This window comes from Streptomyces albicerus, assembly GCF_008905045.1.
Classification (GTDB): domain Bacteria; phylum Actinomycetota; class Actinomycetes; order Streptomycetales; family Streptomycetaceae; genus Streptomyces; species Streptomyces albicerus.
In genome coordinates this window covers 58,210-77,928 of record NZ_VWMY01000048.1, presented here as the reverse complement: position 1 = coordinate 77,928, position 19,719 = coordinate 58,210, and the positions used below count along the sequence as shown (strand labels likewise).

Genomic DNA, 19,719 nt, shown 5'->3' with positions numbered 1-19,719 from the left:
GGGAGGGCCTCGCCACCGGTCCGACCTCACCGCTTCGACGCGAGAGCCGACGCGTCAGCGCACCCCGCGGATCGGCTTCATGCACAGGGCTGCGGCCACGCCCATGACGGCGGCGATCACGAACATCGGCGCGTAGCTGTGGGTGATGCCGACGGTGAGTGAGCCGACGGCCGGGGCGATGATCTGGCCGCCGGTGTTGGAGACGTTGAGGATGCCCAGGTCCTTGCCGCGGGACGTCTGGTCGGGGAGGAGTTCGGTCATCAGGGCCGAGTCCACGGAGAGATAGATGCCGTAGCCGGCGCCGGCCAGGGCGGCGAAGGCGATCATCGTGCCCGGGTGCGGGCTGATCAGTGGCAGCAGCGCGCCAAGTGCGGTCATGAGGGAGGCGATGATCACCGGCAGTTTGCGTCGGCCGATCGCGTCGGAGATCGGTCCGGCCACGGCGCCGGCCAGTACGGCACCGCCCGCGAGCGCCAGCCCTGCGGCCCCGATGGTGGTGGCGGCGACGGCGGGGGAGGCGTGCATGTAGTCGGTCAGGATGTAGAGCTGGTAGGTGACGACGGCGAAGAAGGAGAGCACCGTCAGCAGCCGGGCGGCGATGCCCCAGAGGAAGTCGGGACAGTTGCGGGGGATCGCGAAGCTGGCCAGCAGTGTGCCCGCGGTGAGGGCCGGGCGGGGTTCGTGCCGGTTGGAGTCGTCCCTCGCGACGAAGGGGAAGAGCAGGCCGACGGCCAGCATGCCCAGCGGGAGCACGACGAAGCCGGTCGAGGTGTCGGTGAGGAACCGGGAGCCGAGTATGGCGCCGAGTGCCATTCCGAGGGCGGTGCCGGAGCCGTATGCCGCCGAGATGGTGCCGCGGCGCAGGTGGGGGACGCGGTCGGCGACGATCGCGACGAGCGGTGCCAGCAGGGCGTTGAGGAAGAGCTGGAAGACGCACCACCAGATGCCCAGAGTCAGCACCGAGCCGGCGGTGGCCATCATGGCCATGCTGGCGGCGGCGGCCACGCTGGAGAGGGCGACCCAGGGGTTGCGGCTGCCCCATCGGCTGCGGGTCCGGTCCGACAGGGCACCGAAGAGGATGTTGGCCAGCAGGGCGATGACCGAGCCGGCGATGGTGAGAGTGCCGAGCGCGGCGGTCTTGCCCGTGCTGTCGAGTTCGGCGAGCCGGGCGGGCAACAGCACATTGCTCGCCGCGCCGAAGGCGATCGGCCAGCCGATACCGGCCAGCCCCAGCATGATGCCGATCCGGAGGAGCGGGGCCTTCGCGGTCGACGGGGCCGATTCGGGGGCGGGTGACGGGGCGGCGGATGCCACGGGGGGTTCGGATTCGGTGGCCTGGGTCGGAGTGCCGGCGACGTTGCCGGTCGGGTCGACGGCGTTGGTCACATCTGACATGTCTGTGTCCTTGGCGTGAGTGGCGGGAGTGGTGTGAGTGGAGAGGGGCGGGGGAGGTGTACGGGGGGCGTACGCCGCGGTGGAGCGGTTGGCTCAGGCGGCCCGCGAACGCGACTGGTCGGCCGGGGCGGCGGATGAACGCGGATACGCCGATACGGGGAATGGGATACGGGGCCAGTGGTCAGCCGAGGCGGACGCGCACGCACGCGGCGTGCGGGTCGCCGTAGTGCGCGGCGGCTTCGATGCGGTACGCGCCGGTGGGCGCGATCCAGGTGTGGGTGGCGGGGTCCCGCCTGCTGAGGGGGCGGAGGGAGGCGGTCACGCAGGCCCGCTGGGTTTCGCCCGCGTCCAGGTCCAGCCTGGTGAAGCCCAGCAGGGCGGGTACGGCGTCGTCGTTCGTGCCGTCCTCCCGTGCTCCGTAGATCTGCACGACCTGGCTGCCGGGGCGGGCGCCGGTGTTGGTGACCAGGACGGAGACGGTGAGTACGTCGTCCTCGCTGGCTTCGGCGGCCGCGTCGGTGAGGTCGAAGGTGGTGTAGGACAGGCCGAAGCCGAGCGGGAAGGCGGGCTCCAGTCCGCGCCGGTCCAGCAGTCGCTGGCCGTGCCACCGGTCGTAGTGCGCCACCGTGGCGTCGCGGTCGAAGTCGGGCAGATGGGCTTCGTCGGTGGGGACGGAGAAGGGCAGCCGTCCGGTGGCGTCGTGCCGCCCGAGCAGTACGTCGGCGAAGGCGTGGCCGCCCTCCATGCCCGCGTACCAGAGCATGGCGATCGCCGGTACGGAGTGCCGCCAGCGTTCCATGAGGACGGCGCCGGCGGCCACGATGCCCACCACCGTGCGGGGGTTGGCGCGGGTGACGGCCAGGATCAGGTTCTCCTCCTCGGGGCGCAGGGTGAGCCGTTCCCGGTCGCCGCCCATGCCGGTGCTGCCCACCAGGTTGGCCCCGGCCGGCTCGGCGGGCCGGCCGCCGCCCGCGAGGACGGACGCGAGTTCCGCCGCGGCTTGCGATCCCTCGGACGGCGGGGAGAGGCGGGCCAGTTCCGGCCGGGAGAACATGTCGCCGCTGATGTACTCGCCCTCGTCCGCCGCCGTGTACCCGGCGATCACGATCGCCGCGTCCGCTCCGGCGGCCACCCGGACGGCCGCCTGCGGGTCGTCGCCCGGCTCGTGTACGACCTGCACGCCCGGCAGCGCCGCTCGCAGACCGGCGAGAACGGTGACGACCTCGGGCGGGCGTACGTCGGAGGAGCCGTGTTCGCCGGTGTTGGGCAGGTCCGCCAGGTGCCCGATGACGGCGAGCCGGCGCAGCCGGGTCGCGTCGAGCGGGAGCAGCGGCCGGACCTCGACCGTCTCATTGCGCAGCACGACGATGGACCGGGCAGCCACCGTACGGGCGAGTTCGCGGTGCTCGGCGCAGGCGACCACGGACGGGTCGGGGGCCGGGAGCGTGTCGTGCCGGGCGGCGAAGCGCAGTTGGGTCGTGAGGATGCGCAGGGCGGCCCGGTCGACATGCTCCCAGCAGGCGCGGCCGGATGCGAGGTCGGCGGGCAGATGCTGGGCGCGCTGCTGGGCGAAGGGCTCCTCGACGTCGAGTCCGGCCGAGAGCGAGGCGGCGGCGTCGCGCAGCCCGTAGAAGAAGTCGGAGACGGTGACCCCTTCGAAACCCCACTCGTCGCGGAGGATGCCGGTGAGCAGTGCCCTGTTCTGGCCGGCCCACTCGCCGTTGACCGAGTTGTAGGCGCTCATGACGCCCGCCACGCCCGCCTCGACGACGGCCCGGAAGTGCGGCAGATAGACCTCGTGCAAAGTCGCCTCATCTATGCGTACGTCGACGGTGAAGCGGGCGTTCTCCATGCTGTTGAGGGCGAAGTGCTTGACGCAGGCCATCACGTGTCGCTGGACTCCGCGGGTGAGGGCGACGCCCAGGGCGCCGAGCAGCACCGGGTCCTCGCCGTACGTCTCCTGGGCGCGGCCCCATGCCGGGTGGCGCGGCAGATTGACGCATACCCCGCCGAAGAAGTTGCCGCCCTGGGCACGGACCTCCTTGCCGATGGCGTCGCCCACCCGCTCCTCCAACTCGGTGTCCCAGGTGGCACCCCGGGCCATCGAGACGGGAAAGGCGGTGGAGGAACCCATCACCACACCGCGCGGTCCGTCACTGAACCGCAGCCCCGGGATGCCGAGGCGGTCGATCGCACCGTGCACGTACGGGGTGCGGTTGTAGCCGGAGGCCAGCATGTCCCGCAGCCCGGTCCAGAAGTCCTCGTCGCCGTCGAGAAGGCGAAGTCTTTCGTCGCGGGTGAGCTCTTGGAGCAGTCGGAGCGCGGCCTCCTCGGCGGACACGACGCCCTGGCGGATGTCCGCGGCGGCGGCGAAGGCCTTGCTGTGGGCGCCTTCGACTGCTCCGTCGGTTTCGGTGTCATCGGCCTCGACCACCGCGACGGCTTCGCCGGCTGCGCTGTCGGAACTGGGCATGGGGGTCTCCTCGGACTCGACCAGGGCGTGGTTCGGCGAGCGATCACCGCAGGTGGGGCCGCCCGAAACCCTTACCTACAAAGTTGTAGGTAAGGTGGGGAAAGGTAGGCCGGGGTCCGGCCGCTGGCAAGACTCCGTGCACGGAACATTTCGCGGAGGTTGCCGGGGACGGCCGCCCGCGAGCCAGTGGCCAGTCCCTGAAGGCGGGCGGGGAGTAGAGTCCGATTCGCCGTACGAGCAGGGCCGACACCCCAGGGGAGAGGGCGATGGCGACATCCGGGAACGCCGGAAAAGCGAGAGCGAGCGGGTCGGGCACCCGGCAGCCTGCCGCCGCTCAGCGCCCGCTGCCCGCTCCCACGCGCACCCGTACGCGCAAGCCGGTGGCCGAAAGGCGCCTGGAGATCCTCGCCGCCGCCGCCACCCTGATCGGCTCACGCGGTTTCAACGGTCTCGCCATCCAGGACGTGGCCGAGGCCTGCGATCTCACCGTCGCCGGGCTTCTCCACCACTTCCCCAGCAAGGCCGCCCTGCTCGTCGGCGTACTGGAGGACCGGGACCGCCGGGACCTGGAGTACGCCACCGGCCTCAGCCCCGCCGACCGGCAGGACCCGGTCCGGGTGATCGACGCGCTGGTCGAGCACAACGCCCGGCAGCCGGAGGTCGTCCGCCTCTACGCCGTACTGGGCGCGGAGGCCACCGACCCCGGCCACCCCGCGCACGCTTACTTCCGCGACCGCTACGACCGCGGCGTGGAGTTCGTCCGGGACCTGCTCGCCGGGCACGTCGAGGACGTCGACCGGACGGCACGGCAGGTCATCGCCATGATGGACGGCCTCCAACTCCAGTGGCTCTACGCCCCCGGCGACTTCGACCTCGTACAGGTGTGGCGGACCTGCTCGGCGGCGTTCCTGCCGAGCCGGGCCGGGGCGAACCACGGGCAGGCCCCGTCCGATTCCGCCACCGGCGAAGTACGGACCTAGCCGACGCCGCCGACAACGGTGTACAGACCGCTGCCAAGTCCCGTCCGATCCCGGGCGAGGAGCGTGATCAACGAGCCGTAGGGGGCGCGCCACGGGCTGTGCAGTACATAGTGCGCGTGGGGCGGCAGGGTGACGGTCGCGGAGAAGCCGCCGTTCTCCAGTGCCGTCGTCACGGGCTCGCCGTTCACGGACAGGGTCAGCGTCACCTCGCTCGTCGCGAGGCCGACACGTCCGCGGATCGACAGGGCGGTGCTTCCGTCGGCCTGCATGGGAGAGAGGGTCGCGTCGAGGGTGATCTCCGGTGCGGGGTCGTTCCCCTGACGGGGCAGGGGGGCACGGACGTGCCAGGTGTCGCTGTCGCATGCCGGTGTCCGGGGCGGCGGTACGCGTCGGGGGTGGGCCTGTTCGAAGGCGTACGCGGCACTGAGCAGCGCGTTGTCGTCGTAGGCCCGTCCGGCGAAGGTGAGGCCGACGGGCATCCGGGTGTCCGCCATCACGCCCATCGGCACCGTGACGGTGGGGATGCCGAGGTGCCTGATGACCAGGTTTCCGTTGGAGTAGGTGACGCCGTTCTTCCAGGCGAGGTCGTTGGAGACGGGGTTGTAGTCGGCGTCGTATGGGCCGACGTCGGCGGCGGCTGGGAAGACGAGCATGTCGAGGCCCGAGGCGTCGAGCCAGTCCTCGAAGTCGATCCGCCGGGTCGCTTCGAGGCCGCTCAGGCCCTCCTCCAAGTGGGGCAGGTCCGCGGGCCGTGGTACGTCGATCTCCCGCGCCAGGGCGGCGAGTTCGGCCATGTCGGGATCGTCCTCGTACCGGTCGGGCAGGGCGCCCGGCGGGATGGGGAAGATCTTCTCGCCGTCCACGTCGTCGAGCGAGGCGATGGCGGGGTCGCCATTCTGCGCCAGGAAGTCGTTCCAGGTGTGGACGACCAGGGGCCACATCTCGGTGTGCAGGAACTCCTGTGGTACCAGGCCGCGTTCGTACATGGTCCGGGTGCCGGGGCGGTCCTTCTCGTAGTTCGACACGGCGGGGAAGTCCACCTCGATCACCTCGGCGCCCTGGGATTCCAGAGCGGTACGGCTCTCCTCCCACAGGGCGATCACCGAGGCGCGGGTCTCGATGGGTCGGTCGGACCCGGGGTCCTTGTTGATGTACATGCGGGGCACCCCGATGCGTTTGCCGGTGAGCGCGTCCGGCGTACGCAGCGAACGGTAGTCCTCGGGGCGGACCTCGGAACTCCTGGGCAGGGACACGTAGGGCTGGGCGCGCCAGAAGTCACCGCGGGGCTGCGGATCGTCGGCGACGATCACGTTCAGGACGTCCAGGAGGTCGTCGACCGTGCGGGTGTGCGGCACGACGACGTCCATGGTGGCGAAGAGCGGCCAGTTTCCCCGCATGGAGATGACGCCGCGCGACGGCGTGTAGGCCACGAGCGCGTTGTTCGAGGCGGGGGCGCGGCCCGAGGACCAGGTCTCCTCGCCGAGCCCGAAGGCGGCGAAGCTCGCCGCCGTGGCGGTGCCCGAGCCGTTGGAGGATCCGGAACCGTACGCGGCCGTGAGGAAGTGCTCGCTGTAGGGGCTTTCCGCCCGCCCGTACACCCCGCGCTGCATGCCACCTCCCGCCATCGGCGGCATGTTGGTGAGCCCCAGCAGGATCGCCCCGGCCGCCCGCAACCGCGCGATGGTGAACGCGTCGTCGCCGGCTACCAGATGCTCGAAGGCGGGTGAGCCGGCCGCGACGGTCAGCCCGGCCACCCGGTAGCTGTCCTTGGCGGTGTACGGGATGCCATCCAGGGGGCCCAGTGACCGCCCCGCGCGCCGGCGGGCGTCGGAGGCCGCGGCCTCGTCGAAGGCATGGGGATTGAGGACCGGTACGGCGTTGAGGCGGATGCCGTGCCGGTCGTAGAACGCGATGCGGTTGAGATACGCGTGCACCAGCTCGACGCTTGTCACCCGGCCCGTCTCCAGGGCTGTACGGATCTGCGCGATGGTGGCCTCGACGAGGCAGAAGGACGGCTCAGTCATCGGTCGGCCCTCACTTTCCGTGTGCCGCGGTGTTCCGCGGCGAGGGCTGGTGCTGTGTGATGCAGTGGATGCCGCCACCGCGCCCGAAGATCGGGCGCGCGTCGAGAGCGACGATCTCGCGCCCCGCGTACTCCTCGGCCAGCACGCTCAACGCCACCTCGTCGTGCGGGTCCTGGAAGCTGCAGGCGATCACCGCACCATTGACCACGAGGTGGTTGATGTAGCTGTAGTCCACGAACCCCTCCTCGTCGGTCAAGGCCTGCGGCGCGGGCAGCTCCACGATGCGCCAGGGGTTCCCGTCGGCGTCGGTGGAACGTTCGAACACCTCGCGGATCTCCCTGCTCACCTCGTGGTCGGGGTGCTCGGGGTCGCCCTGGGTGTGGACGAGGACGGTGCCCGGGGAGGGGAAGGCGACGAGGAGATCGGCGTGTCCGCGGGTGCCGAACATCTCGGTGTCGCGGGCCAGCCCCCGCCTGAGCCAGAGGACCTGGCGCACGCCGAGCTTGTCGCGCAGTTCGGCCTCGACCTCCGCCTTGCCGAGACCGGGGTTGCGGTGGGGATCGAGCTGGACGGTCTCCGTGACCACGACGGTGCCGTTGCCGTCCACGACGATGCCGCCACCCTCGTTGACCAGCGTGGAACCGACCTTGGGGGTGCCCGCGAGGTCGGCCACCAGCGCACCGACCCTGGCGTCCTTCTCCCAGGTGGACCACTCCTGCCGGCCCCAGCCGTTGAAGACCCAGTCGACCGCAGCCACCGACCCGTCCTGCGCATGGACGAAGGTGGGACCGTTGTCCCGTATCCACGCGTCGTCGAGCGCGGCCACGACCACATCGACGGCCGAGTCGAGCAGTCTCCGTGCGTGGGTCTCCTCACCGGGGTCGACCACGACGGTCACCGGCTCGTGGCGCACGGCGGCATTCGCGACGGCCGCCCACGCCAGGCGGCCGGCCCGGTTGAGTTCCGGAGTGTCGCCCAGCGCGCTGCTACCGGGGGCCGGGAAGGACAGCCAGACCCGGTCCTGAGGCGCGGTCTCGGGCGGCATGGTCCACGTCATCTTCCGCTTCCTTCCGCACCCGGCCTGGGTGCCGCTCCTCGACGATCACTGGCCCTGCAGTTGTTTGCCGACCAGTTATTGACCATACGATCAATAACTGTATGCTCGTGACCCTAGGCGAGGAGGTGCCCGTGCCGCAACAGACGCCACGCAGGCGAGCCGCACGCAAGCCGCCCGAACAGCGGGCGGCGGAGATCAGGGCCACAGCGCGGGAACTCGCGCTGGCGGACGGGCTCAGCGCGATGACGCTGCGCGCCGTGGCCCAGCAGGCGGGCGTGACACCGGCGCTCGTGGCGCACTACGAGCCGAGCATGGAAGCGCTCACCGCCGAGACCTTCGCGGTCATCGTGCGGGAGGAGATCGCGGACGTGAAGGCTGCCGTCGCGGCCCTCGCCGCCCCCACCGAGCGGGTGGGCTACGTCCTGCACACACTGCTGGACGGCAGCCGCGACGAGGTCACGGCGGTCTGGGTCGACGCCTGGAGTCTCGGCCGACGTATGGACCTGCTGGCGCGGGCCGTGCGTGAGCAGACGGATGCCTGGCAGCAGCTGCTGAGGGACCTCATCGTCGCCGGGCGGGACGCGGGGGAGTTCGTCACGGACGACCCGGACAGCGTCGCCTGGCTCGTCCTGGGAATGATCGACGGCCTCAACGCGCACGCGCTGGTGCACTACCGAGACGCGCGAGCCCGCGGTCTGGTCATGAGCAGGGCGGTGGAGTCCGAGCTGGGCCTGCCCCGGTCGGCACTGTCGAAGCCGCCGCCGTCCAAGCCCCCTGTGACCCCATGACCGCCACGCCACGCACCGCTCGAAAGGGAAACACCCATGGCCGCTCGGGATGAATCGGCGCGCATGCACGAGAGCTCGGAAGAGACCGAGGGCATCGTCGACCTCGTACTGGACCACGCGCGCGGCCGGATCCTGGCCAAGGACATCCCGCTGAACAAGCCGCTCACGGCGCAGGAACTCGCCCGTAGCGCATCCGGAACGATCACCGAGGACGGCATCGGCGCACGCGAGGCGCTCTCTGTCTTCGAACGCGCCCTCGCCCCTGCCTGTATCTCCGTCGACCACCCGCAGTACCTCTCCTTCATCCCCGGCGCCCCCACCAAGGCGGCCACCGCCTTCGACCTCGCCGTGTCAGCGGCCAACATCTACGGCGGCTCCTGGCTGGAGGCGTCCGGTGCCGCCTTCGCCGAGAACGAGGTGCTGGCCTTCCTCGCCCACGAGTTCGGGCTCCCGGCCGAGGCCGGCGGAGCGTTCGTGCAGGGCGGCACACTCGGCAACCTCTCGGCGCTCGTCGCAGCCCGGGACGCCGCGAAGCGGAAGAGCACCACGCCCGAGCGGCGGCGATGGCGCGTGGTGTGCAGCGCCGAGGCCCACTCGTCGCTACTGACAGCGGCCAAGGTGATGGACGTCGAGATCACGCTCGCCCCCACCGGCGCCGACGGAAAACTCACCGGACAGGCGGTGGAGCAGGTCCTCGACCAGTACGGGGACGAGGTGTTCGCGGTGGTGACCACCGCGGGCTCCACCAACTTCGGCATCGTCGACGACGTCGCCTCCATCGCGCGGCTGCGCCCCGCCCACGACTTCTGGCTGCACGTCGACGGCGCGTACGGCCTCTCGGCCATGCTGGTCGCGGAACGCCGAGAGCTGTTCCGGGGCGTGGAGCAGGCGGACTCCCTGACCGTCGACCCGCACAAATGGCTGTTCGCGCCCTTCGACGCGTGCGCCCTGCTGTACCGCGACCCCCGATCAGCCCGGTCGGCCCACGCCCAGGACGCGGAATACCTCGACACCCTCGACGACACTCCGGGCTGGAACCCCGCGGACTACGCCATCCATCTCACCCGCCGCGCCCGCGGGCTGCCGATGTGGTTCTCGCTGGCCTCGCACGGGGCCACCGCATACCGGGATGCCATAGCGCGTTGCCTTGGCCTGGCCCGGGAGATCGCGGCCGAGATCACCGCGAGACCTCACTTGTCCCTGGTGCGGGACCCCGAACTGTCGGTGGTCGTCTTCCGGCGCGAGGGCTGGACCGCCGCCGACTACGCAGTGTGGTCGGACCGCCTGCTCGCGGACCAGATCGCCCTCGTGGTCCCGAGCTCTCACCAGGGGGCGCCGGTCACCCGGTTCGCCATTGTCAATCCCACCACCACCCGGGAGCAGCTGGTCGCGATCCTGGACACCATGAATTAGATGTACGGCTCTGTCGTCCGGCGACGAGAGGTGACCATGGCGTGTCGATCCTCTCTGGACCGGAGACCTGCCGGGCCGCGCCCTGCAACGGCAGAGACGCGACACGGAAGCCGCTCCTCGGGTGCACACAACCGCCGCGGCTCAGGGCAGGGGCCACCAGGTGCCGGGGGCCCAGTCGCGGTCGGCCCACAGGACCTGGTACTGGGGGCACGCGCCGTCGAGGGCGATGTGCGGCGCGGTGTCGAGGATCATCGTAGTGTGGGAAACGGGGTCGTACTCGGGCCAGGCCGGCAGGCGGTCGGACTGGGGGACGGCGTGGCGGCGGAAGGCGGTCCAGGCGTCCTGGATGCCGTGGCAGAGGCCGGCCACGGCTGGTTCGGCGCTTTCCTCGTACAGGCCCCAGGCGTATGGGATGTCGGAGGCGTGGAACATCCAGAATTCCTTGGGAAGACCCGGGAAGGGGCCCGCGAACAGGTAGTGCCAGACGGGCGCGTGGCGGGCCTGGGCATCGGCGAGCCGCAGGGTCGATGCGTGATAGCGCTCGTCAGACATGAACATCCGGTCGGTCTCCTCGCGCGTGGAGTCGGGGTGCATTGCCGCGTAGGTGGCGGCGGCCCGATCCGCTCCGGTGCCGAAGATCTCGTGGCGGATGGTGGCGGTGTGGTCGGCGGCGGTGGGATCCATCAGGTGGTACAGACCTGCCTCGTTGCCGGTCGAGCCGATGACGAGTGGGATCCCGGCCGTGTGTCCCGCGGCGAGGGCGCGGGTGGGGCGCTGTGGGAGGAGGCCGCCGTCGACGGTGGGTCGCCAGATCCATGTGGCTCGTATGCCGTCTGCCAGGGCGAGTTGGGCGGCCAGGACGTCCTTGGCCGGCACCTCGCGCAGGCGTGTGAGATCACCGCCGGGCGGGTCCAGCAGATCGGTGAGGCGGCGGGCGAGGCTGGTCGTGGCGGCGGGGGTGGCGACGTGGTCGCCGCCACCGTGCGCGATCGCACGGTGGAACAGGCCCTTGGCGGCGGGGGTAGCCATTGTTCTCCCGCATCCAGGCCAGCGCCGCGATCTGGTCGCGCAGGGTGTTGTTCGCAGCGGAGGCCTCCTCGGGACCGAGCAACCCGCCGAGATTCAGCAGACCCAGGGCACCGAGGCGGTAGTTGAAAAGGTGACGACCACGACGCTTCGCCGCGCGACCGCTGCGCCGTCGCCGATGAACTGCGGACCCGAGCCGACGGCGTATCCGCCCCCGTGGATCCACACCTGAACTGGCAGCCGGGACTTCTCGGCCGCGTCCTCGGGGGCGCACACGTTGAGATACAGACAGTCCTCGTCGAAGGGCGCCTCATCGTCCGTATCAAGGCTGACGCCGAAACCCAGGCCCTGAGACGGCTGCTGCGGGGCGCGGTCGCCGAATCGGCTGTCGTCCCGGATCCCGCTCCAGGCGGCTTCCCGTTGCGGTGCCGCCCAGCGCAGTACGCCCACCGGAGGCTGCGCATAGGGGATACCGCGCCAGGCACGCACGCCGTCGTAGGCGATGCCTCGCACAGCGCGGACCGCGTACGGACGACGGCCCCGGGGGAGCTCCCTTTTGTCCGGGGCGGCGCGGCGACATAGTGGGTGCACGCACCCGAGTCGGACACCGCTGCACAGGCCCTACGATTTCTGAGCCGGTGACGAGGCCGCCGTGCGTCCGTGCGTCCTTCTGCGCGACCCGATATGCGAGAGATCAACAGTACTTCCAGCACGCGTCGGCGGGTAGTTGCCGTCGGCTCGCTCGCGGGATGGCCGCGCTGACATGACGTACGGGCCGGGTCATCCCGTGCGGTAGAGCGTGGTGAGTAGTTCGATCGCGGCCTGGAGGGCGGGATGCGGTTCGTCCCGCCACCAGGCCAGCCGCACCGCGATCGGCTCGGCGTCGCGCACCGGCCGGTAGACGATGCCGGGACGCGGGTACTGGTGCGCGGTCGACTCGGCCGTGATACCCACGCAGCGGCCCGTGGAGATCGTGGTCAGCCAGTCGTCGACGTCGTGGGAGTCCTTGGTCGCCGGACGGGAATCCGGTGGCCACAGCTCCGTCGTGGTGGTGCCCGTCCTCCGGTCGATCAGCAGCGTACGCCCGCCGATGTCGGCGAGTCTCACGGAGCGGCGCCCGGCCAAGGGGTCGTCGGACGCCATGGCGCACAACCGCCTCTCCAGCCCCACGATGGCGGAGTCGAAGCGGCGGTCGTCCAGCGGCCTGCGTACCACGGCCAGGCCACAAGCCCCCTCCGCAAGCCCGGCGGTGGCGGAGTTGACGCGGACGAGCCGCAGCTCCGTCTCGGGGTGCGTCTCGGCCCAGCGGCGCTGAAGAGCCAGCGTGTGGCGGCCGACAGCCGACCAGGCATAACCGATCCGCAGGTAGGCATGATCTGAGGCGGCCTCCCGAACCAGGTCGTCCACTTCGCCGAGCACCCGCCGGGCATGCCTCACCACGCGCAGCCCCGTCCCCGTCGGGCTCACCTCACGGGAGGTCCGCCGCAACAGTCGTACGCCGAGGGCGCGTTCGAGGGAGGCCAGCGTGCGGGACACGGCCGCCTGGGAGACTCCGAGCGCGATCGCGGCGTCGGTGAAGCTGCCCTCGTCGACGATCGCGACGAGACAGCGCAACTGCCGCAGCTCCACATTCATGACTCAAGCGTATAGACAGACCCGCTGATGCATTTTGCGCAAGAGCTGTCTCCTCGCAGGATCGGGGCATGCAAGCCGCACCCGCACGCTCAGCAGCACCCGCGCACCGGACTGTCACGGCACCCTCCGCCCCGAAGCCCGGCGGAAAGCGCCTGGCCGGTGTGGTCACCATGTTCGGCAGCGGCCTGTCCAACCAGACCGGTGCCGCGATCGGTTCCCTGGCCTTCCCCGTCCTTGGACCTGTCGGTGTCGTCGCCGTACGCCAGTACGTCGCCGCGATCGTTCTGCTGGCCGTCGGCCGTCCCCGTCTGCGCACCTTCACCAAGCAGCAGTGGTGGCCGGTCCTGCTGCTGGCCGTGGTGTTCGGAACGATGAACCTGTCCCTGTACAGCGCCATCGACCGCATCGGCCTCGGCCTCGCGGTGACCCTGGAGTTCCTCGGACCTCTCGGCATCGCCCTCGCCGCCTCACGCCGCCGCGTGGACGCGTGCTGTGCGCTGATCGCCGCGGCGGGCGTCATCACCCTGATGCGCCCGCAGCCTTCCACCGACTATCTGGGGATGGGCCTGGGGCTGCTGGCCGCCGTCTGCTGGGCGTCCTACATCCTGCTCAACCGCACCGTCGGCCGACGCATCCCCGGAGTGCAGGGATCGGCGGCCGCCGCCGGACTCTCCGCCCTGATGTTCCTGCCGGTCGGAATCGTCCTCGTCGTCGAGCATCCGCCGACCGCCGGGGCCGCCGCCTACGCCCTCGCAGCCGGCGTCCTGTCCTCAGCCGTCCCGTACCTGGCGGACCTGCGCACCCTGCGCCGCGTACCGGCCCAGACCTTCGGGCTCTTCATGAGCGTCAACCCCGTCCTGGCCGCCGTGGTCGGCTGGATCATCCTCGGCCAGAACCTGGGCTGGACCGAGTGGGCCGCCATCGCAGCCATCGTCGCCGCCAACACGCTCAGCATCCTCACGTCACGCGCCTGACGGCACGCAGGTGGGGTACTCCATGGCCCCCTCTGCGAGGCGGGGCGTGCATTCACCGTTGCTGATCAACAGGCACGGCGCACCACGCCCTGGTCATCCGCCGGGGCGTGGCGCGCGCCTTACAAATACGTCTCGGTAGACATACTCCAATCTGGGACCTCACCTGCCGCGCGCGGTCGTCGAAGCGCACCGGTGCGGTTGGCGGGTCGCCGCGCCCGCGATCGGCGACGCGGCGATCGACGTCGCCCTGGACGCCGTCGAGACGGCGCAACGCGCGCATCCGCGCTCGGACACACGCCATCGCATCGAGCACTTCGCCGTGGCCTCGGACGATCAGGTCCGCCGCCTGGTGGACAGCGGCATCGTCGCCGTGCCGCAAGGCCGCTTCGTGTCCGATATCGGGGACGGCGTGATCACCGCACTGGGCCCGGGACGGGCCAACCGCTGCTACCGCATGCGCAGCTGGCTGGACGCGGGAGCGGTTCTCCCCGACAGCAGTGATGCCCCGGTCGCACACGGCAGTCCGCTGCTCGGCATCCATGACATGTCAACCGGCGCACCGCGACGCGGCATGCTGGCGGACTTCGCCTTGCTCTCGGACGACCTGCTCTCGGTCGACCCCGGCCGCATCGACCGCCTGACAGTGGGGGAGAGACGGTGATCGGCGGCCATGTCGTCCACAACGACGGAGCGCTGCGCTGACACCGTCACGCCAGGCCCCCTCCACGGGCAGCTTTCGCCTCGCCTCGCCTCGGCCGGCATCGTCCCGACCGGAGGGGGCTCTGCAGTGCCCGCTCCCTGCCCGCATCGGACGGGCGCCTGGTAGGCGGGCCGTCGTAGGACGTGCGGCCTTCACTGCCTCAGGCGTTGAATCTGAAAATCAGATCACCCGCAACGGAAACATCTGTTGGACAGAGTTTCGGGCGCGTTCGAGGATGTGTCGTGCGGTAGCACAGTCAACACGACACCCGGGAGGGACTACCGCCTGAGTGGAGGCTGACATGCCGAGTGAAGAGACTGAAGTAGTCGTCGTCGGGGCGGGCCAGGCAGGCGTGGCAATGAGCGAGCACCTCGGGGCCCACGGCGTACCGCACATCGTCCTGGAGCGGCACCGGGTCGCCGAGCGGTGGCGCTCGGAGCGGTGGGATTCCCTGGTCGCGAACGGGCCCGCGTGGCACGACCGATTCCCGGGTCTGGAGTTTCCCGACGTGGACCCCGACGGTTTCGCCTCGAAGGAGCAGGTCGCCGACTACTTCGCCGCGTACGCCGAGAAGATCGGTGCCCCGATCCGGTGCGGCGTCGAGGTGACCTCGGTGCGCAAGCACGACGGTCGGCCTGGTTTCCGGGTCGAGACGTCGGAGGGTTGTATCGACGCGCGCTTCGTGGTGGCCGCGACCGGACCGTTCCAGCGGCCCGTGTTCCCGCCCATTGTCCCGGAGGGCGCCGTCCCGGTGCAGATGCACTCCAGCGGGTACCGCAACCCGGAGCAACTGCCCGTGGGCGCGGTCCTCGTGGTGGGGGCCGGCTCCTCGGGGGTCCAGATCGCCGACGAGCTGCGCCGGTCCGGACGCCAGGTCCACCTCTCCGTCGGTCCGCACGATCGGCCTCCCCGCGAGTACCGCGGACGTGACTTCTGCTGGTGGCTCGGTGTGCTCGGACTTTGGGACGCCGAGACGCCTCCCCAGGGCGCTGAACATGTCACCATCGCGGTCAGCGGCGCCCGCGGCGGCCACACCGTGGACTTCCGTGCCCTGGCCGACACCGGCATCGAGCTCGCCGGATTGACCGCGTCCTACGACGACGGCGTACTGCGCTTCGCGCCGGATCTCGCGACGAACATCGCGCTCGGCGACGACAAGTACCTCTCCCTGCTCCGCGCGGCCGACGAGTACGTCGAGCGCAACGGGCTCGACCTCCCTGAGGAGCCGGAGGCCCACGTCCTCGGACCGCTCCCGGACAGCGTGACCGATCCCCGACGGGAACTCGACCTGGCCGAGGCCGGCGTCACCTCGATCATCTGGGCGACGGGCTTCGCCGCCGACTACGGCTGGCTCGACGTCGACGCGTTCGACGGGAACGGACGGCCGGACCAGCGACGCGGAGTGTCCCGCGAGTCCGGCGTCTACTTCCTGGGCCTGCCCTGGCTGTCTCGCCGCGGATCGAGCTTCATCTGGGGTGTGTGGCACGACGCCAGGTACGTCGCCGACCACATCGCGATCCAGCGGGGCTATCTCGCGTACGGCATCACCGACCGGCCTGGCGCCGCGCCGGCGACTCGGAAGAACTGAGGAGCAGAAGATGACCTCCACGAGTGAGGGCCGCCAGGTGAAGGCCCCGATCGTCGCCGGCGGACACACCCGGATCCGCCCGTTCAACACGCGCGAGACCTATCCCGAGCAGAACCTCGACAACGACCTCTGCCAGGCCGTCGTCGCCGGCAACACGGTGTACGTCCGCGGCCAGATCGGCCAGAACCTCGACACCAGCGAGTCAGTGGGCATCGGCGACGCCGAGGCGCAGGCCGAACAGGCCATGGCGAACATCAAAATGCTGCTCGAAGAGTCGGGCAGCCGGATGGAGCACCTGGTCAAGGTGACGATCTATCTGATCGACCCGCGTTATCGCGAGGCGGTGTACCGCACCGTGGGCCGCTGGACCAAGGGCGTCCACCCGATCTCCACCGGCCTGGTGGTCTCCGCCCTGGCTCGCCCCGAGTGGCTGTGCGAGATCGACGCCGTCGCCGTGATCCCCGAGGAGGACCGGGCATGACGTTCTCCCTCGTGGTCCGTGACGGCGAACGGTTCGGCATCGCGGCCAGTTCGTCGAGCCCGGCGGTCGCCGCCCGGGTCGCCCATCTGCAGCCCGGGGTCGGCGCGGCGGCCTCACAGAACATCACCGACCCCACGCTCGGTACGAGTCTGCTGCGGGAGCTGGCGGAACACGGTGACGCGGAGCGCGCCCTGGCCGACGTCACGGGCGCGGCTCAGCACGCGACGTCCATCGCATACCGCCAGCTGACCGTGCTGGGCCGTGCCGGACCCGGGTTCGCCTACAGCGGCTCACGGACCCTGGGTACACACGCCTCGGCCACCGCGGTCGGCGCGGTGGCGGCCGGCAACATGCTGTCCGGTGAGCACATCCCTGGCGTTCTCCTCGACGCATGGTCCGCGGCCACCGGTGAGCTCGAGGAGCGTCTGCTCACCGCCCTGCGGGCCGCGGTCGCGGCCGGCGGCGAGGAGGGACCGGTGTACTCCGCGGGCCTGGCGGTCGTCGCGGACGTGGGTTGGCGGGTGACCGACCTGCGGGTGGACTGGGCCGAGGATCCCGTGGACCGGCTCGGTGAACTCCTCGACATCTGGATGCCGCAGCGGGACGACTACGTGCGGCGCGGACTCGACCCCGCCTCCGCCCCCTCGTACGGCGTGCCGGGTGACCGGTGACGGGCGCGCTGAAGAAGGCGGCTCGGCAGGCGATCGGCCGTCATGCCGAGGAACTGATCGGTCTCTCCGAGCGGTTGCACGCCGACCCGGAGACGGCCTGGGAGGAACACCGGGCCGCCGCCGCCGTCCCCGAGCTGCTGGACCGCGCCGGATTCGACGTCACCTCTTCCTACCTGGGCCTGGAGACGGCGTTCTACGCCCGGTTCGGCAGCGGGCCCGTCCGGATCGCGTTGTGCGCCGAGTACGACGCGCTGCCCGGTCTGGGGCACGCGTGCGGCCACAACCTCATCGCGGCGAGTTCGGTCGGCGCAGCGCTCGGCCTGGCCGCCGTCGCCGACGAAGCCGGCCTCACCGTGGAGGTCTACGGCACCCCGGCCGAGGAGGGCGGCGGCGGCAAGATCGAGATGCTCGACCGCGGGGCCTTCGCCGGGGTCGACCTCGCGATGATGGTGCACCCGGCGCCGGTCGACGTGGCCGAGGCCCGTCCCTTCGCGGTCAGCCATTCCAAGATCTCCTACACCGGGAAGTCCGCGCACGCCGCCGCCTACCCGGAGGCCGGGGTCAACGCGGCCGACGCTTTCACCGTGGCCCAGGTCGCCATCGGGCTCCTGCGCCAGCAGTTGCCGGCCTCGGCCAGGGTGCACGGCGTGGTGACGCACGCCGGGGACGCCCCGAACGCCATCCCGGAACGGTCGAGCGGACGTTGGTACGTCAGGGCCGAGACGCTCGCCGAACTGGCCGAGCTGGAGCCGCGCGTCATGCGGGCCTTCGAGGCGGGCGCCCTCGCCACCGGCTGCGACCTGGAGATCGAGCCGGAGAGTCAGCCGTACGCGGAGTTCCGCACGGATGAGACCGCCCTTGGGCACTACCGTGCGAACGCCGTCGCGCTGGGGCGGGAGTTCGCGCCGCCCGGCCAGGCCGCACGGATGAACCGCGCCTCCACCGACATGGGCAATGTTTCGCAGGTGGTGCCGGCCATCCACCCCTACATCGGCATCGGCTCCCTGCCCGCCACCAACCACCAGCACGAGTTCGCCGCGTACTGCGTGGGCGGAACGGCGCAGCGGGCCCTGCTCGACGGAGCGACCGCGCTGGCCTGGACCGGTGTGGACCGAGGCGTGCCGGGCGGGGGAGCGGCGGCGTGCCTGTGACGGTCCGCGGCGCGGCTGTGCGCCCCGGCCGCGTGCTGTGGATGGACCCGGGCGACGTCCCGCCCGGGTCCGGCTTCTCCGTCCATACCTACGGGGAGGCGCGTATGCCCACCTGTAACAGCGGCGCCACGTCGACCACCGAGGCCGAGGTGGCCACCGACGTGGTCGCACTGCGCAGGAGCGTTGTGGCGGGAGCCGTCGGCGTGTTCGTGCACTGGTTCGACTGGGCTGCGTATGCCTATCTCGCCGGCACCGTCGCGACCGTCTTCTTCCCGTCCGAGAACGGCACGACCGGACTGCTCGCCGTGTTCGGCGTGTTCGTCGTCTCCTTCGGCATACGCCCGATCGGTGCCCTGGTGTTCGGGCCGCTCGGTGACAGGATCGGCCGCAAGCGCACCCTGTCTCTGGTCAAGGGTCTCGCATGACGTCACCGTTGGGTTTCACTCTCGTTCAGCTCCGCTACTTCCTGGTCGCCGCCGAGCGCGGGTCGATGACGGAGGCGTCGCTGGAGCTCCACATCGCGCAGTCCGCGGTGTCCACGGCCATCTACAACCTGGAGCGGGACCTGCAGGTGCAGCTGTTCATCCGCCGACGGGGCCGGGGACTGACCCTGACACCCGCCGGGGAGAGGCTCCAGCAGCAGGCGCGTGATCTGCTGGCCCGCGCACGCGAGGTCGAACGAGAGGCCCGGGGAGACGGCGAGATCATCTCCGGGCCGGTGGCCGTCGGCTGTTTCGTGACCCTGGCCCCCTACTACCTGCCGCCCCTGTTCAGCGAGTGCACCAGACGCTATCCGGGCATCGAGATCGACGTGGTGGAGGCGGAGACGGACCAGCTCGTCCACGCCCTGGCGGCGGGGCGTATCGACTTCGCTCTCACCTACGGCCTCGGTCTGGCTGCCGAGCCGGAACTGCGCAGTGAGACGATCGCCCGTGCCCCGGCCTATGTCATCGTCGCGGCCGATCACCCGCTGGCCGGTCAGGGCAGTGTGGAGCTGACCGAACTGTCCACGGAACCGCTCGTCCTGCTGGACCTTCCCCACAGCCGCGACTACTTCCACTCGCTGCTGGCCGCCACCGGCACGGCGCCCGATGTCCGCTACCGCACCCAGAGCTACGAGACAGTACGTTCGCTGGTGGCCCGAGGACTTGGATACTCCGTGCTCAACCAGCAGCCCGCGACCAGTCAGACGTACGGCGGCGGTGAGGTCGCGGAACTGCGGTTGCGGGACGGCGGGCCCCCGCTCGAAGTCAAGATCGCATCTGTGGGCGGCGTGACCCAGAGCGCCCGCGCCCGAGCGGTGATGGACCTGCTGCGGGAGATCGCCGCCCGGTCCGCCAAGCGCTGAGGCGGCAGCCGCTCA

18 protein-coding genes are annotated in these 19,719 nt (G+C 70.8%); 11 read left to right on the top strand and 7 right to left on the bottom strand.

Annotated features, from left to right (window positions below):
• Positions 1-54 precede the first annotated feature (54 nt).
• Both GAS53_RS36530 and GAS53_RS36525 read right to left on the bottom strand, forming a co-directional pair.
• The gene (locus GAS53_RS36530) at positions 55-1,395 is read right to left on the bottom strand and encodes an MFS transporter (RefSeq protein WP_151482062.1); all 1,341 of its coding nucleotides are present in this window, start codon (positions 1,393-1,395) and stop codon (positions 55-57) included.
• A gap of 181 nt (positions 1,396-1,576) precedes the next feature.
• Complete coding sequence (locus GAS53_RS36525; protein ID WP_151482061.1) at positions 1,577-3,868, bottom strand: beta-glucosidase family protein; 2,292 nt, start codon at positions 3,866-3,868, stop codon at positions 1,577-1,579.
• A gap of 266 nt (positions 3,869-4,134) precedes the next feature.
• Between GAS53_RS36525 and GAS53_RS36520 the strand changes: the two genes are divergently transcribed.
• Positions 4,135-4,848, top strand: coding sequence for a TetR/AcrR family transcriptional regulator (locus GAS53_RS36520; RefSeq protein WP_151482060.1), 714 nt, complete (start codon positions 4,135-4,137; stop codon positions 4,846-4,848).
• On the opposite strand, the gene GAS53_RS36515 is transcribed toward GAS53_RS36520, so the two are convergent.
• Positions 4,845-6,872: an amidase gene (locus GAS53_RS36515; RefSeq protein WP_151482059.1), complete on the bottom strand. Its 2,028-nt coding sequence runs from the start codon at positions 6,870-6,872 to the stop codon at positions 4,845-4,847. The genes GAS53_RS36520 and GAS53_RS36515 overlap by 4 nt on opposite strands.
• A 10-nt stretch (positions 6,873-6,882) precedes the next feature.
• A complete protein-coding gene (locus GAS53_RS36510; protein ID WP_151482058.1) occupies positions 6,883-7,929 on the bottom strand; it encodes an agmatine deiminase family protein in 1,047 nt (348 codons plus the stop codon).
• Between the two features lie 131 nt (positions 7,930-8,060).
• On the opposite strand from GAS53_RS36510, the gene GAS53_RS36505 reads away from it, so the two are divergent.
• Positions 8,061-8,717, top strand: coding sequence for a TetR/AcrR family transcriptional regulator (locus GAS53_RS36505; protein ID WP_225859311.1), 657 nt, complete (start codon positions 8,061-8,063; stop codon positions 8,715-8,717).
• Between the two features lie 36 nt (positions 8,718-8,753).
• Entirely contained in the window at positions 8,754-10,130 is a 1,377-nt protein-coding gene (locus GAS53_RS36500; RefSeq protein ID WP_151482056.1) for a pyridoxal phosphate-dependent decarboxylase family protein, read from the top strand.
• Between the two features lie 141 nt (positions 10,131-10,271).
• Here GAS53_RS36500 and GAS53_RS36495 read toward each other — a convergent pair whose 3' ends face one another.
• The 3 genes from GAS53_RS36495 to GAS53_RS36480 form a co-directional block, all read right to left on the bottom strand.
• On the bottom strand, positions 10,272-11,159 hold the full coding sequence (locus GAS53_RS36495; RefSeq protein ID WP_151482055.1) for a carboxylesterase family protein: 888 nt from the start codon (positions 11,157-11,159) through the stop codon (positions 10,272-10,274).
• Between the two features lie 93 nt (positions 11,160-11,252).
• Entirely contained in the window at positions 11,253-11,669 is a 417-nt protein-coding gene (locus GAS53_RS36485) for a carboxylesterase family protein (RefSeq protein WP_192583441.1), read from the bottom strand.
• Between the two features lie 267 nt (positions 11,670-11,936).
• Positions 11,937-12,791 carry a LysR family transcriptional regulator gene (locus GAS53_RS36480; protein ID WP_151482053.1) on the bottom strand — a complete coding sequence of 285 codons (855 nt, stop codon included), beginning with the start codon at positions 12,789-12,791 and terminating at the stop codon, positions 11,937-11,939.
• Between the two features lie 68 nt (positions 12,792-12,859).
• Here GAS53_RS36480 and GAS53_RS36475 point away from each other — a divergent pair, with 68 nt between their 5' ends.
• From GAS53_RS36475 to GAS53_RS36440, 8 genes are all read left to right on the top strand, one after another.
• Positions 12,860-13,765, top strand: a complete 906-nt coding sequence (locus GAS53_RS36475) for an EamA family transporter (RefSeq protein WP_151482052.1) — start codon at positions 12,860-12,862, stop codon at positions 13,763-13,765.
• A gap of 151 nt (positions 13,766-13,916) precedes the next feature.
• Complete coding sequence (locus GAS53_RS36470; protein WP_151482051.1) at positions 13,917-14,426, top strand: amidohydrolase family protein; 510 nt, start codon at positions 13,917-13,919, stop codon at positions 14,424-14,426.
• A gap of 340 nt (positions 14,427-14,766) precedes the next feature.
• The gene (locus GAS53_RS36465; protein ID WP_151482050.1) at positions 14,767-16,053 is read left to right on the top strand and encodes a flavin-containing monooxygenase; all 1,287 of its coding nucleotides are present in this window, start codon (positions 14,767-14,769) and stop codon (positions 16,051-16,053) included.
• 10 nt (positions 16,054-16,063) lie between these two features.
• Positions 16,064-16,534: a RidA family protein gene (locus tag GAS53_RS36460; protein ID WP_151482049.1), complete on the top strand. Its 471-nt coding sequence runs from the start codon at positions 16,064-16,066 to the stop codon at positions 16,532-16,534.
• Positions 16,531-17,205 (top strand): DUF1028 domain-containing protein, encoded by a 675-nt coding sequence (locus GAS53_RS36455; RefSeq protein WP_151482048.1) that lies wholly within the window; start codon positions 16,531-16,533, stop codon positions 17,203-17,205. Before GAS53_RS36460 ends, GAS53_RS36455 begins: the two co-directional genes overlap by 4 nt.
• Positions 17,202-18,356: a M20 family metallopeptidase gene (locus tag GAS53_RS36450; protein WP_225859310.1), complete on the top strand. Its 1,155-nt coding sequence runs from the start codon at positions 17,202-17,204 to the stop codon at positions 18,354-18,356. The genes GAS53_RS36455 and GAS53_RS36450 overlap by 4 nt, the downstream gene beginning before the upstream one ends.
• The gene (locus tag GAS53_RS56860; protein ID WP_225859309.1) at positions 18,347-18,781 is read left to right on the top strand and encodes a hypothetical protein; all 435 of its coding nucleotides are present in this window, start codon (positions 18,347-18,349) and stop codon (positions 18,779-18,781) included. The genes GAS53_RS36450 and GAS53_RS56860 overlap by 10 nt, the downstream gene beginning before the upstream one ends.
• Positions 18,778-19,704, top strand: coding sequence for a LysR family transcriptional regulator (locus GAS53_RS36440; RefSeq protein ID WP_151482047.1), 927 nt, complete (start codon positions 18,778-18,780; stop codon positions 19,702-19,704). Before GAS53_RS56860 ends, GAS53_RS36440 begins: the two co-directional genes overlap by 4 nt.
• Positions 19,705-19,719: the final 15 nt, after the last annotated feature.

Coding starts and splice junctions, on each gene's coding strand:
- GAS53_RS36530 (WP_151482062.1), bottom strand. CDS start 1,395: ATGTCAGATGTGACCAACGCCGTCGACCCGACCGGCAACGTCGCCGGC.
- GAS53_RS36525 (WP_151482061.1), bottom strand. CDS start 3,868: ATGCCCAGTTCCGACAGCGCAGCCGGCGAAGCCGTCGCGGTGGTCGAG.
- GAS53_RS36520 (WP_151482060.1), top strand. CDS start 4,135: ATGGCGACATCCGGGAACGCCGGAAAAGCGAGAGCGAGCGGGTCGGGC.
- GAS53_RS36515 (WP_151482059.1), bottom strand. CDS start 6,872: ATGACTGAGCCGTCCTTCTGCCTCGTCGAGGCCACCATCGCGCAGATC.
- GAS53_RS36510 (WP_151482058.1), bottom strand. CDS start 7,929: ATGACGTGGACCATGCCGCCCGAGACCGCGCCTCAGGACCGGGTCTGG.
- GAS53_RS36500 (WP_151482056.1), top strand. CDS start 8,754: ATGGCCGCTCGGGATGAATCGGCGCGCATGCACGAGAGCTCGGAAGAG.
- GAS53_RS36495 (WP_151482055.1), bottom strand. CDS start 11,159: ATGGCTACCCCCGCCGCCAAGGGCCTGTTCCACCGTGCGATCGCGCAC.
- GAS53_RS36480 (WP_151482053.1), bottom strand. CDS start 12,791: ATGAATGTGGAGCTGCGGCAGTTGCGCTGTCTCGTCGCGATCGTCGAC.
- GAS53_RS36475 (WP_151482052.1), top strand. CDS start 12,860: ATGCAAGCCGCACCCGCACGCTCAGCAGCACCCGCGCACCGGACTGTC.
- GAS53_RS36465 (WP_151482050.1), top strand. CDS start 14,767: ATGCCGAGTGAAGAGACTGAAGTAGTCGTCGTCGGGGCGGGCCAGGCA.
- GAS53_RS36460 (WP_151482049.1), top strand. CDS start 16,064: ATGACCTCCACGAGTGAGGGCCGCCAGGTGAAGGCCCCGATCGTCGCC.
- GAS53_RS36455 (WP_151482048.1), top strand. CDS start 16,531: ATGACGTTCTCCCTCGTGGTCCGTGACGGCGAACGGTTCGGCATCGCG.
- GAS53_RS36440 (WP_151482047.1), top strand. CDS start 18,778: ATGACGTCACCGTTGGGTTTCACTCTCGTTCAGCTCCGCTACTTCCTG.